This is a genomic window from Vibrio sp. J1-1 (genome assembly GCF_021728395.1).
Taxonomy (GTDB): domain Bacteria; phylum Pseudomonadota; class Gammaproteobacteria; order Enterobacterales; family Vibrionaceae; genus Vibrio.
The window spans coordinates 443149-460584 of sequence record NZ_JAKKCM010000001.1 but is presented as its reverse complement, the minus strand read 5'-3'; the positions used below and the strand labels follow the sequence as shown (position 1 = coordinate 460584).

The window sequence follows — 17436 nt, the reverse complement described above, 5'->3', positions numbered from 1 at the left end:
ACATAAGGCCGCGTTACGCGGCCTTTTTAATTTTCAGAGCTCGTAAGTTATAAAGATATTAAAAGGTTCCTATGAAGTATTGGCAAAATCTGTCTATTGTTAGGCGCATCCATATCAGCTTTATTCTATTGCTGCTGGCGATGATTTCGATTACGGGAGTGAGTTTAGTTCAAGGTCACTTGCAGTCCGAGCGAACCCATATAGTGACCGAAGTGATTTCTCCTTACATGGTAGTGCTTAATCGAATTACAGTTGACTTGCTCACTAGCCAAGCTCTGGCTAACTCTTATTTCACGCCGTTGGATACCGGCATGTATACAAAAATCGAATCTCAGTTTTTAAAAAAACATGAGCTCTATGATGAGAAACGGTTGGCGTTGGAAGCTTTGTCCTCCAAACTCAACGAACATCAAATCGATTTGTTAAAAATTCCATATGACATACCACTATTCTCAAAAACACAGGATTTGTTTAAGCGGTATCAACAAGTAGTTGATACTGAGCATTGGGTAGAACGTCAGTCTGCGCAGTTTGCCTTAGACAGCACTAAAATGAAACGTGCCGCTTATGGCATGTCTGGTTCGGTTGATGATTTGAATGCCAGCTTTATGGCAAACAACCTAGCGACCACCATAGATTCACTGATCTTCAATACCGACAGAGGCTTAAATTCCAATTCGGCGCAAGTTATCGATGGACTTATCAAAAAGAATCGCGCCGTCGCTGAGAGGATTCTTAAAACCAGTGAGTCTTTAGCCAAAACAACGCGCAGCTATACAAAGCGTGATCAAAAACTTCTAAATACGGTCATTGATCATGCTACAGATGAACAAGGTGTGTTGGTAAAACATCATCGCGCCATGTTGGAGCAGGCAAATATATTAGATCTCGTCGGTGGCGTTCAGGCAGAAACGACACAATTAATTGAACAAATTGTTCAACAGTCTGAACAGCTAAGACAACTGTCTGCACAGCAAGTCGCACAGGTCAATGCGATGCAAGCTGGCGGCGAAAAACTTGTTGTTTTAGCGACATTAGTTGCTTTTTTGTTCGTGTCAGTTGCCGCTGTGGCGCTAAGTCGGACCATCCACAACGCTTTACATAAGCTCAAAGCTTCTTTAAATCGTGTCGAAAATGGCGACTTGACGCAACTAACAGGCATTAAAAGTAAGAACGAGTTTGGCGAATTATCTAACTCGATAGATCAAATGATCAATACATTAAAGCACTTAGTTGCATCGGTACAGTCGGTAACCCATCAGCAAAACAAGCTTGCTAATCACAATCAAGTGACGGCCAGTAACAGTCAAAAATCGCTTGAGTCGCAGCGCATTGAAACCGAAAGTGTAGCCGCGGCGATGAACGAAATGGAAAGCTCGGTTGCTGAGGTTTCCCAAGCAACACGTACAAGCCAAACTCAGTTAACCGATATTGAGCGTTCGATAGTGAGAGGGCAAGAGCAAACTACCGTCAACTTAGAGGCTCAAAATCAATTGTCACAAGCTCTCCAAGAGTCGACCGATACCATATCGCGAGTGAGTGATGTAAGCACAGAGATAGGCCGTGTGATCGAAGTGATTCAAGCCATCGCGGATCAAACCAACTTACTGGCGCTAAATGCAGCCATTGAGGCGGCGAGGGCTGGAAGCATGGGGCGCGGTTTTGCGGTGGTGGCGGACGAGGTTAGGGAGCTAGCCAGTCGCACAGGGCGTTCAACGCAAGAGATCCATACTATGATTCAATTGTTGCGTGAATCGGTTGAGCAGGCGGTCAATCAAGTGGAGCAATGCCATTTTTATATGCAACACTCGCGCGAATCATCAAACGAAACCAGCATGGTAATGCAAGGGATTCAAACATCAATCTCTGAACTGACTCAGTTGGGAGCACATATCGCTTCGGCGACAGAACAACAACAAAACACCGCGATAGACATAGCAAAAAACATTAGTCGAATCTCAGATATAGCGTCATCGAACTCAAAAGGTGCTGTTCAAGTGGCAGATAACGGGCAGAGGTTGGAAGAGCTGTCGATAGAACAACTTCAATTGATTAAGCATTACAAGCTGGGGTGAGTTATGGTGATACGTCAAGGACTCGGTTTATCCAATAAAGCGATTCGAGTTCACAACAAACGTTCCATTTTAACGCATTTGGCCAAAAGTGGCCCCTTGAGTAAATCTGAGTTAGCGTTACGCACACAGCTTTCGATACCTTCAGTAAGCAATATACTGACGGATCTGGATGCAGAATCAAAAGTCATACTTAACCCCGTGCCTGTTCACGGCCGTGGGAATAGTGCTGGAATCTATGCGCTTAGTAATAAACTCAGTCCAATTCTTTGTTTGAATGTATCACCTAATAAAATCGCGGCATTAGTGGTTAGCGCAGATTTTCAGTTGCTATTGCCGATCTCAGAGCACCAGATTAACGTCGACACTCCAGAAGAGTTACTTGATGCGGTCTGTGATGTTTATGCTAACGCGTTAAAAGCTTGCAAACAGCGCACGCTGCGCGTTGCGATAGGGTTACACGGTCAGGTTTCTAGGCATAGTGGGGCATCTCTACACATGCCACTTGCCAAATGGCACGGCGGCTTTGAGTGTCGTTATTTGCTAGCGCAACGGCTTGATACCGAAGTCATTGTTGAAAACGATTGTGTTGGCTTAGCAATGGCAGAAAAGTGGCAAAGTGAGCGTCCGGAACATTTTTGTGTAGTGAATTTAGACTACGGAATTGGCTCTGCTTTTATCGTCGACGAGCAAGTATTTAGTAGCCGTTCTCATGCAAACGGCGAAATTGGACACACGATGGTGGATATTCAAGGCAAACAGTGTGGCTGTGGTCAGCGAGGATGCCTGGAAACTATCGCCTCGCTATCGGCATTGCAAACTGAATGGGACAAAATTTTACAACGCGGATGCATGGGTAATGAACGTTTTATTGATGCAGTATTAGCTAATCACCCAAACGCTATCCCTTTAAGCGAAAACGCGGTAAATGCTATTGGTCGGACGTTAAGTAACTGCTTAAATTTAGTAGGTATCGAGCAAATTGTACTGTATGGCCGTTTGTGCGAGTTGGGTAACGCTTGGCTAAGCCGCATTCGTGAAACGATTGCCTCGCACCCGTTCAATAACCAGGAAGACCTCACCCACCATCAAACTCAAGTGATCTTTGGCGAGCTTTCTCTTTCCCAACAAGTTAAGGGGTTAGCGTATCTATTCATAGAACGAAACCTAAATTTAGCTGAGCGTTATTGATTAACTCTTTGCTTAGTCGCAGTGCCAAAACTTAGTCAGGCGGCAGTAACACCATTGCCGTAATAAGCCGCAGGAATGGATACCCCTACATGGGCATTTAGAGCTGCGGATAAGTTGAATGCCCTAGGCTTTTGGCCGATTAAAAAAACGCGCCAACTAATGTTGGCGCGCCTGATTAGAAATGAAACTCTCCACAATCAGATTGTTGTAACTCAACACCTCGAAGCTTTGCTCTTATATAGGTATTGCGAGCAATTCGATTATCAAATGCCTCAACAAAAGCGCGTTTAATTTCGCTTAACCTCTCACGGTTATCGGAAGATTGAGCTTGCGGTTCTAACTGCAAAATAGGATGAGGGTTAGGTTTGGTTTCTAGTTCCAGAATCGCGGGAACAAGTGTGTTTAACCCTTCGTTTACAGGACGTGCAATCACGAGAATCTTACCAGCAGTTTGCGTGGTACGAATCAAAGCTGGCGCGCTTCCCCACTCGGTTGCTCTTGGATTCGCAAAGATGTTATCCGCTTCAATTAAGTTCGCTTCACCGTATACCTCAAACTGAATCTGGTGGCGGGCCAAGCGTTTGATGTTGCCATCTTCATCCGTCACTTCCGCAACGACAGTGCCAATATCTGAACCATTAGCAATCAGTGATGAGTTGTCGATACTCAGGTGCAGACGTGTTGGACGTTTTGCCGGATATTTGATTTCGGAGATCACACATTCTTCGCCCACATAGCCCTTGGCAATGATGCAAGCCTCTGTGAACTTGTCTTCGCGGTGTAGGCGTTTAAAGTCCATAAAGTCAAACGCACCTTTGAAAATGGCAGGCAAAAACGGAATGCCATTTTTTGAGTTTTTGATAACTTGCGTGCCGAAATCTTTACCTGCAATGCTAAGTTCAACTCTGTCGACGTTACTGACTACCACAACATCTGAGCCTGAAATAGGCGTGGCTTCGTGCAAAATTTTTAAATGGTAACCCGATTGGCAAATAGGGTGAGTTTTGTTTGGGTCACGCTGCGCCATAAATACATGATAGCTGTATTTTTCCTGGCGAAACGCGTCCATAATGCCACCCCAAAATTGCTCTGGATGATAACCACGTTGATGATCAAAACCATGCCACATAGTGCCGCCAATGTGCTGCCTTGGTGTTTGATGTAATACGTTTAGATTGGTCGCATATTCATGACCTGAGCTATCGGAGCCTATCGCATAGTGCAGCGCTTGAAGGATTTGTGCTTGCTCGCCCCAGCTACGATGCACTCGGCTGTTAGAGTTGTGAGAGTTCCAATCGTCGACGTTATCTCCCCATTCACGCGTAAATACGGGAACATCAAATTTCTCGGGGTAAATCAATTGACCGTCGTCCGCTTCACCTTCTTTGATTTGGTTAGGGTGGGCGTACATCACCTCTCTCGCTTTCGCACAGTCAATGTAGCTATCAAGTGGAACCCATGTGCTGTCATCCATTTCTTGATGAACAATTTGGTGTAGATCTTCTAAAAACCAGTTCGGCTGATGGGTTTCATTTAGAGCAGGTTCAAACATCCAAATGCAGGCGTGGTTGCGATCACGGCGAATTTTTTCGCGCACGTTTTGCTTAGCTTGTTCAACAAACTGAGTGTCTTCGTTCCAGAATTGCCAACCAATAGAAGGTTGAATAATTAATACCCCCATTTGATCCGCTGCGTCAAGGAAGGCTGGGTCTTGAGGATAATGCGCGGTGCGGATAACCGATAGGCCAGCATCTTTGAGCTTTTTCACATCATTCCAGTGTTGGCTATTGCTTAGCGCAGTACCAATGTGTGCGTAGTACTGATGACGGTTAACGCCGATAAGCTTTTCTTCGTAAGCTTCGCCGTTAATGTAAAGGCCATCTTTACCTTTTAGTTCAAGAGTGCGGATGCCAATTCTCAATCTCAGGCTATCAAGCTGTGCACCGGACTTATCAAAGAGTCGACAATCCAACCAGTATAAATTAGGTGAGTCAGGGTGCCATAGCTCTGGCTGCTCGATTTGCATGTTGCAGTTGATATGTTGATCACTAGATTCTATCGATGCATTCAACGAGTGCTTGGTAGCAACGTGTCCAGTTTGGCAAGAGCTAAGCTGACACTCAACAGTGATGGGCTGTGCGTCATTAGTCTGATTAATAATCTGCATGCTAAGGTCAACGATGGCGTTTTGCTCTGAAACGTTGCGATAGCGAACTCTTAATCCAGAACGTTTGGTATTAGGAGTGGGATTGTTAGCGAGTCCTTCGTGCCCAAAATGCACCTGATGGGTGGAATAAAGCCACACGTCACGATAAATGCCGCCAACGTAAGTAAAATCAAGCTCGTATTGATTTTTTCCTGCAGGGTAACTTGAGTCGTCGCTGTTGTCGGCTTTGACGGCAATAAGATTGGTTGAATCAAAATTCAGGTATGAGGTGACATCAATAACAAGTGGCAGAAACCCCTCTTTGCGCGAGGCGACAAGCTCTCCGTTAATCCAGACTTCTGACTTGCCCTGAATTGCTTCAAAATCAATGACAACTCTCTGACCTTTTAAACGTTCTGGAATGAGGAAGTGTTTGCGATACCAAACAACACCTTGGTAGTTAATGGTGCCACTGGCATCTTCTGGTAATAGCTCCACACAATGTGGGAGAGAAACGGATGACCAGTTTTTATCATCGCAACCGATTTGATTGGCGTTTCGCGGATCACCCTTGTAGAACAGCCAGCCCCCGTTAAAATCAAAAACATGGCGTGATGTGTCTGGCATAGCGAAAAAGCCAGAATGAGAAAACTCACGTTGATAATCAAGGGATAGAGTTGGTTTGTGATGAATGAGTTGCGACTGACAACTAGCCTGTTCTAGCTGTGATGTCATGTGATGCTCCTAATGCTGTACTTAGACCGAGATATTATACCAACGCCGTAAAACTCAATGCGGAAGGGATTTGAATCCGAAATCACACAACAAAGTTAACCAAGTTTAGTATTGTTACATTTCGTCACTTTAGTGCTTAAAAGATCCGCAATTGTCTTATGGCTTTTTGATATTCGTTTCTATTGCACTGATGACGATAGTGCTTACGCCATACCAAGAGAAAGCACGGTGTAGTAAGTGCTCCAGCCAGCGGATTGAGCGCACTAGTCCCACTTTACGGTCTAGGTTAAAGCGACTAGTGCGCAGGACGATTAGCCATTCAAGTCAGAAGCCCGACTCGATAAGTGATTGGAACCTTTATTGAGGGAGCGTTCTACACATGACTCCACTGGTTTAAGTCACGGCCTTAAAGATAAAGATGTTGTATTTTTCAGACTTGTTCTAGGGGCTACTTTTTGCCACGTAGAAAAGTTGGACTGTATGATATCGGCGACTCTGTTGGGGAATAATTCTCATGCTCCGATTCGGCGATTAACTTCAACGAGTGAAAAACATCGGGGTTATCCGACTTTACGTCGTTATCCTCATGCGGATCACTTAGCAAGTCATACAGCCTTTCATTTCCATCACTGTCTGAGAAGTATTTCCAGTTCCCCTGTCTTACTGCGATTTGGCCATCAAACTCGAAGTATAAATGTTCATGATCCGACTGCTGATCTGCCTGGTTAAGTAAAAGAGGGTAAAAAGACAAGCCATCTTGAATGCCATGAGCATCTGCCCCCGTAGCTTCTGCTAGCGTCTTTAAGATATCTGGGAAGTAACCCATTCGGTTTGATACCTGAGGCTCTACGGTTCCCGGCCACCAAGCAATAAAGGGAACCCGGATTCCACCTTCATGAAGGCTGCGTTTATACCCTTGGAAACCTGCCGTAGAATCAAACGCCGTGACACTATGGCCCCCTTCATTATGAGGACCATTATCACTGGTAAAGAGCACTAAGGTATTATCTGCGATACCCAGAGATGTTAATTCTTGCATGATGCGACCAACAGATTGATCGATACGCTGAACCATTCGCGCGAACCCTTTCTCATTCGGCGGCCAGTCTTTGTACTCAAAATCACCATAGCTATCGACTTCCATTCCATCGGTCGTATAACCGCCTTCATTGTTTGCATGTGGCAAAGTCAAACAAAAGTGAAGGAAAAATGACCTGTCCTGACAATCGCGAATAAATTCAACAGCCCGATCCTCAAGGAAGTCGGGTGAGTAGTCAATTTTGACCTCGGCTACCCCAATTCCGGTTTCCCACTGAAAATCATCCCCTTCCGGTGGAAGGTTTCTAAGAGGGACTTTAACGCCATTTTCTCGTAAAAACGGGGGGAAATAATTATGTGCATGACGCATACAATTGTAGCCAAAATGGTAGTCAAACCCTTTCTTAATCGGGTCTAGATCCGGTTGCCCGTTACCCACTCCGTATTTCCCGATACACGCACTGACGTATCCTGCGTCTTTTAACAGCTTGGGTATCGTGGTTACATCGTCTGGCAGGTAAGAGTCTCTGAGGTTTCGGATAGGTAAATGACCGGAATGAAGTCCAGTCAAAAGCGATGCGCGAGCTGGCGAGCAGACAGGACTGGCACTGTAAAAATCAGTAAACCGAATCCCCTCATTCGCCAGTTTATCGATATTTGGCGTCTGCCAATGTGACTGGCCGTAACAGCTAGGATCACCGTACCCGAGGTCGTCACAGAGAATGATTATTATGTTAGGTTTTTGCAACATTAAAAAATTAGCCTTTTAAGATCCACTTATAAGCAGTGTTGAAGGTTAAATTGAAGATAAAGGGAAAATATCTTGTGCTGATACGGAAACTGTCTTGCGTAATGACTCGTAGCCAACATCAGAGAGGTTGCTTGTACGATTATTCGCAAACGCTTTCAGCGCAATGACGAGGTTCCGTGTGGCAAACAACAGGGAAATTCGTTTTTTCTCATCTAACTCATTGTTTAATTTGAAATCATTCTTTCCGATCTGGCTGTGTAAGTTTTCCAGTTTTACCAAAAGAGCGTGTTGTTGCTCTTTGGTAAGGAGCAATGGATCGTACGGAAGTTCAGGAATTAACTGACGAATTTTAACCAGTGTTTCCTTATCTGACTCGATTTGGGACTGCATATGTTGTTGAGGAAAGAGACTGCTAAAGTAACGCGGATTTGCCAGGCTCTTTTCCAAAAGAGTGCGCAAACTTACCGTTTCGAGCTTTGACGGACAGTAAGTTCCGAGTAAACGCTGGCAGTAATCCAGTTCTGACGAACTTATCGGGTCATCATGGGGGAGTGCGGCAATGATAGAGACGTGATCACCGTCTAGAGCAAGCACTTTCTGGGCGTCCTTAATCTCGTGTTCACTGACTGGCTGACCTGGACATATGAGGAAAACTTTTTTATTGGTGAACTTTGAGCTAACGATACCTGTCGATGAGTTTAGGTAAAAATATGGATGGGCCCAGTTCGATCTTGCATAACAGAGCACCAGACGACGAAACCGCTCGGAATCATCACTAATAATGCTGGATATCTGTTGATATAACGGTGGAGACAACAATTTCATAACCTTCCTATTTTCGTCCAATGTGGCGTCCTGAAAAGCACCACTGGATTGGCAATGTGGCTGTTAAATGTGGGTTGTGACTCAAACCAGTCTTAAACTGTATGAGATAAGAACTTTTAGGTCGTTGCGATCGTTTTGATACACAATGTCGTCACAAGGTGAGTTATCTTTGCATTCATGATCAAAGTAAAGGATCTCGGATATTCCTGTAGTTTCACCTAGCTTCAGGTTGGTGTCTGCCCACAAATCGAGACCAATCGTAAACGTTTATTTCGCTTGTTCTGTTCAATAAACCGCTGCTTAATTCTCGTTAAGTATGTCCGTCGGATCCGTATTATTTTCGAATACTGAGATAGAAGTGAGTGCAGCCATGATTGAGGTACTAACCAGAGTAAAGTAGGTTCTATGTTTCATATCCATATGTTCCATTTTTGTTTTGATAGCGGAGAATTTCATCTGTCGTAGGATTATTATTGATGTTTTATTTTTTAAAGTGAAATATTGTTTTAAATTCTTAAATTGATATGCAAGTCAAAAAAACAAAGGATGTCGTGATATTTATTTGTGTGTTTTGTTTCTTATTTTTAGAGAGTAGAATGAGTTGTTAATAGAAGGCTTTAATGGCGATTGGAAAGTTACGTATCTGACTATATAAAAAAAAGAGCCCGTAAGGGCTCTTTGAGTATGCAAACAATATCTTAGGAAATATAAAGCTATATCTTATTTCAACCAGTAACTACTTTCGTAGGGCCAATACCAGTTAAAACTAACCTAGAGCTATCAACGACTTTAATTTTTGAATGCAGCTAATTAACTTCATTCAAGAGCACCGTATTTTAAATTACGCATATTCAATATCTTTGAATTAAAACTATTAATCTAGTACTGAATAATTGTTAATTATCGTTCACAGGTAAATAGTATCGCTATGGAGTGATAAGTCAATTCTGAAACGCCGTTTTACAATGCTGATCACACAATTGTAGTTTATTAAAACTAAAAATGAAATGATGTTTCAATTAACATTGATTGCGTCGGAGTGATTGTTTATAGTTTTTATGTTCATTTTGCTTTCGTATCGCTACTCATGGTTTTAGAGACGTTTCCCTACTGTTTAAGTTGTCCTCATGTATTGCCGGTAAAGCGAGATGATCACCTTCCCGTCATAAATCGACTGTTGTTAGAGGAATAGTGATGCGCGCTGTTGAACATCGCAAGTTGTCCCTTCTGTTTCCGTTTTTAAGCTGGTCCTCAAAGGTAAGTTCTCAATCACTTAAAGCGGATGTTTTAGCCGGACTTACAGGAGCGATTATTGTGCTCCCCCAAGGTATTGCTTATGCCATGATTGCAGGTTTGCCACCTGAGTTCGGTCTATATACTGCAATTATTCCCGCTATTTTGGCATCACTGTTTGGCTCGTCTCATCATTTGATTTCTGGCCCGACAGCGGCACTATCTGTGATTGTCTTTACCACTATAAGTCAATTCGCTGATCCGGGAACGCCTCTCTATATCCAGCTCTGTTTTACGTTAACCTTGTGTGCTGGGATTATTCAATTGCTTTTCGGGCTCTTGCGTTTTGGCGCCGTGGTGAATTTCGTTTCTCACTCCGTAGTACTAGGGTTCACTCTAGGGGCGGCGATTGTTATCGGAGTCAGCCAGCTAAAGCATGTGTTGGGTTTGCAATACGACTCTGGCGAAACCGCGATTGAAAATATTATTCTGCTTGTCAGCAATATCAATATGTTAAATGGCAAAGAGCTGCTGGTGGGGTGCATTACCATCGCTGTTTGTGTGTTGTGCAAACGCATTTGGCCCAAACTACCTCATATGTTGATGGCAACCTTGGTGGCGATGGGGTTTGCTACTTGGATGAATCATACCGGTAACGAGGTATTGATGGTTAGCCAAGTAAGCAGTAACTATTTAAGCCTGTCTTCTCCTTTTGTTGGTTTTAGCCACTTATCTACCATGCTTGACGGTGTTTTCGCTGTAGCGATGTTGGGTTTGGTTGAAGCGATTTCAATTAGCCGTTCGGTCGCGATGAAATCTCGCCAGCAGCTTGATAGTAACCAGGAGTTTATCGGGCAGGGACTCTCAAACATTGTTGGCTCGTTTTTCTCTTGTTATGTCTCCTCAGGCTCTTTCACCCGCAGTGGCGTGAATTACAGTAGCGGTGCGCAAACCCCACTAGCCGCCGTTTTTGCAGGCGTGTTCTTATTAATCATCATGGTGCTGTTTGCTCCGTATGCGGCCTATATACCGATTGCAGGCATGGGCGGCTTGTTGCTGGTTGTTGCGTGGAACCTAGTGGATGTTCATCACATCAAAGTGATTGCAAAACATGATGGTAAAGAAATATTTATTTTGGCGGTGACCAGCCTAGCAGCGATTTTTCTTCACCTTGAACTTTCTATTTATGTTGGCGTTGCAGCCTCGCTCTTCTTCTATCTGCGCAGAACGTCGCGTCCCACTATCGAATTGCTAAGTTGCGATGAGCTGGATATTGATGATCAGCAAGATATCGCAGTGATCCGCATCAATGGCTCGATTTTTTTTGGTTGCGTTCAATATCTCCATCAAGAGTTACAGAAAATAAGTTCTAAGCAATTGATTATTTTAGGAAGAGGGATCAACTTCATTGATCATCTCGGCGTGCAGATGCTCGATGATTATGTGTCAACCAGTGGGCGGAGCGTCTATTTCTGTCGCTTTAAAGCTAACGCCAAAGCATCACTGTTAAATGGTGCAACGTCGGTACGAGAAGAACAATTTTCTGATCGATTGACGCCATTGTTAAAGCTAATTTGTAAGAGGTAATTCATGAAAGTATTAGTGACGGGTGGCTGCGGCTATATTGGCAGTCATGCGTGTGTCGCATTGGCTGCAGCAGGACATGAACCGATTGTGTTGGATAACTTCAGCAACAGTAACCCTCAGGTCGTAGTTCGTATTGAAAAGTTGATCGAGCGTCCATTGGTTGTCTATAAGGGAGACATTCGCGATCGCTTAGTGCTTGATTGTATTTTTGAACAGCACAAAATCGGTGCCGTGATGCATTTCGCCGGGTTAAAAGCCGTGGGCGAATCGGTGGCTAAACCGCTCGAATATTACGAAAACAACGTCTCAGGTACGCTGAATTTACTGGCTGCGATGAGAGCCGCACATATTTACCGCTTGATCTTCAGTTCATCCGCTACGGTATATGGCGATCCTTTAACTGTCCCTATTGAAGAATCTGCTCCAACCGGTGCGACGACTAACCCATATGGCACCAGTAAACATATGGTCGAAAGTTGTTTAAGAGATTTCTCCACCGCCAACCCGGACTGGAGTATCACTCTGTTACGTTATTTCAATCCGATCGGGGCTCACCCTAGCGGTTTAATTGGTGAAGACCCAACAGGCATTCCCAACAACCTCATGCCGTTTATTACTCAAGTGGCGATTGGACGACGCGACACTCTGTCTATTTTCGGAAACGACTACCCAACGCCTGATGGTACTGGCGTGCGTGACTACATTCATGTGCAGGATCTCGTAGAAGGCCATGTGGCGGCACTAGAAGGGCGCGGTTATATCAGCGGGTTGCATGTCTATAACCTAGGAACGGGTAACGGTGTCAGTGTATTAGATATGGTTGCCGCGATGAATAAGGTGTTGGGCCGAGAGTTGCCTGTACGCATCGAGCCTCGAAGAGCGGGTGATATTGCTCAGTGTTTTGCCGAAGTGGATAAGGCTGAACAAGAGCTTGGTTGGAGCGCGAATCACGATTTAATGGATATGGTTGAGCACAGTTGGAACTGGCAGCAGCGCAATCCGAATGGTTACCAATCTTAATTTTTAAGGAAACATTATGTCTCAATCATTTGATGTTGCAGAGCATCCTCACCGTCGTTTTAATCCCCTTACGGGCGAGTGGGTGCTGGTGTCGCCTCATCGCGCAAAAAGACCGTGGCAGGGGCAACAAGAAGCACTCAGTATTGAAAGCCTGCCAAGCTATGACGATAACTGCTTTTTGTGCCCAACAAATACTAGAATCAGCGGTGATGTGAATCCGAATTATCAAGGTACGTTCGTCTTTAAGAACGACTTTGCCGCCCTCACAGAGCAAACCCCTGATGCTCCGGTAAACGATGATCCTCTTTTTCAACTTCATAGTGCTAAAGGGGAAAGCCGCGTGATCTGTTTCTCGCCTGATCACAGTCGCACATTGCCAGAATTGAACCTTGAAGAAATCGAATTTGTGATTTCCACTTGGATGGAACAAACGGCAGAACTCAGCCAGCATTACCCTTGGGTACAAGTATTTGAAAACAAGGGTGAAAGCATGGGCTGCTCTCAACCTCACCCGCATGGTCAAATTTGGGCAAACAGTTTTGTACCAACCTTGGTGGCAAAAAAAGACCAACAGCAGCAGCACTATTTTGAACGACACCATCGTCCTCTATTGTTGGATTATGTGCAGCGTGAAGTGGCTTCTGGCGAGCGTATTGTTGTCGAGAGTGATTACTGGGTGGCATTGGTTCCCTACTGGGCAGCTTGGCCGTTCGAAACGCTGGTCTTGCCAAAAATTAAGCTAAGTCGATTGACGGAAATGACACCAGAGACCCAGGCTGATCTTGCTAAGACCATTAAGTTGTTAACCACTAAGTACGATAACCTTTTCCAGTGTTCCTTCCCTTACTCAATGGGCTGGCATGGTGCACCGTTTATCGGCGGAAATCCAGACGCTTATTGGCAAGTACACGCAAGCTTTTTGCCACCATTACTGCGCAGCGCCACAGTACGAAAATTTATGGTGGGATACGAAATGCTAGCCGAGAGCCAGCGCGACTTAACGCCAGAACAAGCGGCAGAGCGCTTACGCAATGCCTCAGATGTTCACTACAAACAGAGTTAATTTAGCGTAGTTCGGAGAAGAAACGCTTCTCCGAAAGGCTGAATCATAAAGTTTGATGGCGGTTGGATAACTTGATAATTCGCCGTAAGAGGAAGCTGACTGTCAGCTTTTTTTTGAAATTAACATTTAAAATGAAATGATGTTTTAAAAATGTGAGCGAGTTATGCGTTTATAGAAAAGTATCACTGTAAACTATAGATATATCATCGAGCATAACCCTGAGTTTGCATTACAAAGGTTTTAAGAGAATTTCGGTATGAGTGAAACGATTACTTTGCGTCCGTTGCCAGGCACACTGGACGAAACAAAAGTGGTGAACCATCTAACCACGGTAGTAGAAGCGATTAAGCGTAATATTCCTAAAATTGGTGAGCGTAATCCAAAAATTGGTACGTCGGAGCACCAATGGGATTACTGCGACCAGTTTGACTGGGTTTCGTCGTTTTGGACAGGCGAGTTATGGCTCTGCTACCAAATGACGGCTGATCAGCAGTTTAAAAACAGTGCCAAGTTGCGCAAACAATATTTTGCCGACATGCTGCTTGACCCATTCTGGTTAGATCACGACTTAGGTTTCCAATACAGCTTAAGCTGCGTGGCCGATTACAAACTGACGGGCGATGAAGAATCAAAAATGATGGCAATTCGCGCCGCTGATCACCTTATCCATCGTTTCCGCAAGATTGGTGGTTATATCGTTGCGTGGAATGACACTCATCCTCTCGGCCCTGAAATTACTCAAGGTAAATCGATCATCGATTCGCTACAAAATACGGCGTTACTATTTTGGGCGTCAAAAGTGACAGGTTCTCCGGTTTATGCGCAAGCGGCAACTCGACACAGCGAGACTCTAGCAAAGCATATTGTGCGTGATGACTACTCGACTTATCACTCATTTAACTTCCACCCTGTCACACAGGAGCCGATTAAAGGTGAGACGTTCCAAGGTTTCGCGGATGATTCCTGTTGGGCTCGCGGACAGTCATGGGCAATTCATGGTTTTGCGCAAACTTATCTATACACTCAAGACGAGAAATTTCTAACGCTGGCGAAGAAATTAGCCCGCTACGCGGTAGAACAAATCACCGACGATGGGGTTCCTGTCTGGGACTACTCGCTACCAAGTGAAGAGATTCAGTATAAAGATAGCTCCGCGGGCGCGATTACTGCTGCGGGATTACTGTTGATTTCTCAGTGTATTCAAGACCCACAAGAAGCGCAGCAGTACCGAGATTGGGGTAATTTCTTGTTGCAAGGTCTGATGAATAGTTGTGATTTAACGGGCGATGAATCAGCTCTTGGCTTGCTCGCACATGGTGCTTCGTTTGTCAAAGTTGGCCTATGCGACAACATGTTGCCTTATGGTGATTACTACTATCTAGAAGCTTTAATGCGCGCAAACGGTTATCAGAAGTTCTTCTGGTAAGCACACTCGATTTTCCATTCAGGGGGAGAAAAACTCCCCCGTCTCTCCCAACTTTTTGGAGCCTATCATGACCCAATTTGCCTCTCGTAAAGGTCATATGACCCTGCCTGTTGAAGAAGGGCAGGAAGAAGTAGTACTGGATTTATACCAGCGTTGGCAAGCGGATGCTCTTCGCGATAGCGACGGCACAACCATGCCAGATTCATTGGCTGAGAAAGACAGCGACATCTATTCGGTGATGTGTCTTGTGCGTGCAGATCAGGAGTACGCCAACCAGCACCCAGAATACTTACATCGTAAATATCTGATGTCTTTCCCTGTGACGGCGATGAGTGATCACGTCTTAATTCACCCACTTGATGGTTACAGCAAAGACAAATATGAGTTGGATGACGATAGCGATCCCAAGTTATGGTGGGAAGTCCGAAATCGTACGTTGAACGAAGTGCTCCCGTCTGAGCAGTGGGATTTTGATCCAGAACACCAGCGCATCGATATCTATGATGCGATCCCTTATCACGAGTACACGATTACCTTTATGGCGCGCCAAGTCTGGGACAGTGTCTCTATGTACAACGCGTTGACCAACGATTGGACAGGCCCTCGAATTAAGAGTCTTGACCCATATCACCCAGAATGCCGTGCGCATTTGTTAAACCATTTTGCACACTGGTTAGAAACGCATCCGAATACTACAGTGGTTCGATTCACTACCTTTGCATTTTTGTTTGTCATTGATACGGGCGAAAAGAACCAAGACATCTATCGAGATTGGACCGGTTATGGCGAAACCGTGAGCCCTCGAGCGTTAGAAGATTTTGAAAAGCGCTTTGGCTATAAATTGTCTCCAGAAGATTTTGTTGATGCTGGTTACTACAACGGTACTTATAAAGTGCCTTCTAAGCAGTACCAAGACTGGATGACCTTTGTTCAAGAATTCGTTGTGGAGTTTGCGGCAGAGTTAGTCAACATGGCCCATCAAGCAGGCAAAAAGACGGCGATGTTCCAAGGTGATCACTGGATTGGGACGGAACCATTCCTTGAGAGCTATCAAAAGATCGGTATCGACATCAATGTCGGCGCGGTAGAAGATGGCGTAGCACTACGTCGTTTAACGGATTCATGCGGTGATCAGATTCGCGAAGCGCGCTTCTACCCTTACTTCTTCCCGGATGTATTCCGCGAGGGTAATGATCCTGTTGTTGAGTCTATGTCTAACTGGACTAAGATTCGCCGTGCCATGTTGCAAAAGCCGTTAGATCGAATTGGCTATGGCGGCTACTTGTCGCTTGCGAATCAGTTCCCGCACTTCATTGACCATGTGACTGAAATCTCAAGTCAGTTTGGTGATTATCTCGAGTACACACAACGCAGTGAATCGAAAAAAGTAGCAGGCAAAGTTGCGGTATTGAGCGCATGGGGCGCCGCGCGTAGCTGGCTGCAAAACCAAGCACGCGACCAACGTTTTTACGTCCCACCACGTCCTGATGTGATGGAACTGGTAGGCAACAATATCCTTGAGTGTCTATCTGGATTGCCATTTGACGTTGAGTTCATTAGCTTTGATGACATTGCAGAAAAAGGCATCGACCCGGAGATCAAAGTTATCATCAACACAGGTGATGCGAACTCTGCATGGAGTGGTGGTGAGTGTTGGGATGATCCTAAAGTCATTGTTGCACTGCGTCAGTTTGTTGCTCAAGGTGGTGGCTTACTGGGTGTATCTGAGCCTTCGGCATGGCAGAAAAATGGTCGTTACTTCCAGCTTGGCGATGTATTTGGATTAGAGAAAGAAACCTCCCTGACGATGGGACGTGTCGCGATGCCACTGCAAATCGCAGAGAACCATTACTTAAGTCAGTTCATTAAGGGTGACGAGGACTTCGGTAACCCAAGCTATGTGTATCCTCAAGCGGATGACTTGACGGTATTGGCAGCGCAAGGACAACATTTGGCGTTAACGGCGCGCGGATACGGAGCTGGCCGAGCTGTGTATCTGGGTAACTTGCCATTCAGTATGGAAAACGCTCGTTTGCTGCAACACACTCTGTTATGGCTAACTCAGCAAGAGACGGTTTCTCATCCATGGCTGTCGAATAATCCGTTTGTCGATGTCGCTTTTTATCCAGAGACTAATAAAGCCACAGCCGTAAACTTCACCAATCAAGAGCAGCAGGTCACGGTATTTAATACGCAGGGTGAACCACAGCAATTGGCTTTACAGCCGTATGAGTGGTGTTGGTTCGATAACTAACCAAGTCAAAGAAGGTGTGAGAGCACCTTCTTTTTTATTTCCTGACAGTGAACAAGGTTGACTGTTGAATCCTCCCTTTTGGCTGAATCAAGGAG

The 17436-nt window shown here is 44.9% G+C and carries 10 protein-coding genes and 1 pseudogene; 8 read left to right on the top strand and 3 right to left on the bottom strand.

Annotated elements, in window-relative coordinates:
- The first annotated feature begins 71 nt into the window (after positions 1-71).
- Both L3V31_RS01995 and L3V31_RS01990 read left to right on the top strand, forming a co-directional pair.
- The gene (locus tag L3V31_RS01995; RefSeq protein WP_237314292.1) at positions 72-2075 is read left to right on the top strand and encodes a methyl-accepting chemotaxis protein; all 2004 of its coding nucleotides are present in this window, start codon (positions 72-74) and stop codon (positions 2073-2075) included.
- Between the two features lie 3 nt (positions 2076-2078).
- On the top strand, positions 2079-3263 hold the full coding sequence (locus L3V31_RS01990; RefSeq protein WP_237314290.1) for an ROK family transcriptional regulator: 1185 nt from the start codon (positions 2079-2081) through the stop codon (positions 3261-3263).
- Between the two features lie 175 nt (positions 3264-3438).
- Here the strand turns inward: L3V31_RS01990 and L3V31_RS01985 are convergent, their stop codons facing one another.
- Entirely contained in the window at positions 3439-6144 is a 2706-nt protein-coding gene (locus L3V31_RS01985; protein WP_237314288.1) for a sugar-binding domain-containing protein, read from the bottom strand.
- 153 nt (positions 6145-6297) lie between these two features.
- Here L3V31_RS01985 and L3V31_RS01980 point away from each other — a divergent pair.
- Positions 6298-6527, top strand: a pseudogene (locus L3V31_RS01980) (IS1 family transposase); the annotation flags it as partial.
- A 65-nt stretch (positions 6528-6592) separates the two neighbouring features.
- Here the strand turns inward: L3V31_RS01980 and L3V31_RS01975 are convergent.
- Both L3V31_RS01975 and L3V31_RS01970 read right to left on the bottom strand, forming a co-directional pair.
- Positions 6593-7933 carry an arylsulfatase gene (locus L3V31_RS01975; protein ID WP_237314286.1) on the bottom strand — a complete coding sequence of 447 codons (1341 nt, stop codon included), beginning with the start codon at positions 7931-7933 and terminating at the stop codon, positions 6593-6595.
- Between the two features lie 45 nt (positions 7934-7978).
- On the bottom strand, positions 7979-8758 hold the full coding sequence (locus tag L3V31_RS01970; protein WP_237314284.1) for a hypothetical protein: 780 nt from the start codon (positions 8756-8758) through the stop codon (positions 7979-7981).
- Between the two features lie 1194 nt (positions 8759-9952).
- On the opposite strand from L3V31_RS01970, the gene L3V31_RS01965 reads away from it, so the two are divergent.
- From L3V31_RS01965 to gnpA, 5 genes are all read left to right on the top strand, one after another.
- Positions 9953-11578, top strand: coding sequence for a SulP family inorganic anion transporter (locus L3V31_RS01965; protein WP_237314283.1), 1626 nt, complete (start codon positions 9953-9955; stop codon positions 11576-11578).
- A gap of 3 nt (positions 11579-11581) precedes the next feature.
- Positions 11582-12598, top strand: coding sequence for a UDP-glucose 4-epimerase GalE (gene galE / locus L3V31_RS01960; RefSeq protein ID WP_237314281.1), 1017 nt, complete (start codon positions 11582-11584; stop codon positions 12596-12598).
- A gap of 13 nt (positions 12599-12611) precedes the next feature.
- Positions 12612-13661 carry a UDP-glucose--hexose-1-phosphate uridylyltransferase gene (locus L3V31_RS01955; RefSeq protein ID WP_237314533.1) on the top strand — a complete coding sequence of 350 codons (1050 nt, stop codon included), beginning with the start codon at positions 12612-12614 and terminating at the stop codon, positions 13659-13661.
- Positions 13662-13917: 256 nt separating this feature from the next.
- Entirely contained in the window at positions 13918-15087 is a 1170-nt protein-coding gene (locus L3V31_RS01950) for a glycoside hydrolase family 88 protein (protein WP_237314279.1), read from the top strand.
- Between the two features lie 67 nt (positions 15088-15154).
- Complete coding sequence (gene gnpA, locus L3V31_RS01945) at positions 15155-17341, top strand: 1,3-beta-galactosyl-N-acetylhexosamine phosphorylase (RefSeq protein ID WP_237314277.1); 2187 nt, start codon at positions 15155-15157, stop codon at positions 17339-17341.
- Positions 17342-17436 lie beyond the last annotated feature (95 nt).

Bases quoted from the DNA above. Each gene is read 5' to 3' on its own strand.
- L3V31_RS01995 (WP_237314292.1), top strand. From the start codon at position 72: ATGAAGTATTGGCAAAATCTGTCTATTGTTAGGCGCATCCATATCAGC.
- L3V31_RS01990 (WP_237314290.1), top strand. From the start codon at position 2,079: ATGGTGATACGTCAAGGACTCGGTTTATCCAATAAAGCGATTCGAGTT.
- L3V31_RS01985 (WP_237314288.1), bottom strand. From the start codon at position 6,144: ATGACATCACAGCTAGAACAGGCTAGTTGTCAGTCGCAACTCATTCAT.
- L3V31_RS01975 (WP_237314286.1), bottom strand. From the start codon at position 7,933: ATGTTGCAAAAACCTAACATAATAATCATTCTCTGTGACGACCTCGGG.
- L3V31_RS01970 (WP_237314284.1), bottom strand. From the start codon at position 8,758: ATGAAATTGTTGTCTCCACCGTTATATCAACAGATATCCAGCATTATT.
- L3V31_RS01965 (WP_237314283.1), top strand. From the start codon at position 9,953: ATGCGCGCTGTTGAACATCGCAAGTTGTCCCTTCTGTTTCCGTTTTTA.
- galE (WP_237314281.1), top strand. From the start codon at position 11,582: ATGAAAGTATTAGTGACGGGTGGCTGCGGCTATATTGGCAGTCATGCG.
- L3V31_RS01950 (WP_237314279.1), top strand. From the start codon at position 13,918: ATGAGTGAAACGATTACTTTGCGTCCGTTGCCAGGCACACTGGACGAA.
- gnpA (WP_237314277.1), top strand. From the start codon at position 15,155: ATGACCCAATTTGCCTCTCGTAAAGGTCATATGACCCTGCCTGTTGAA.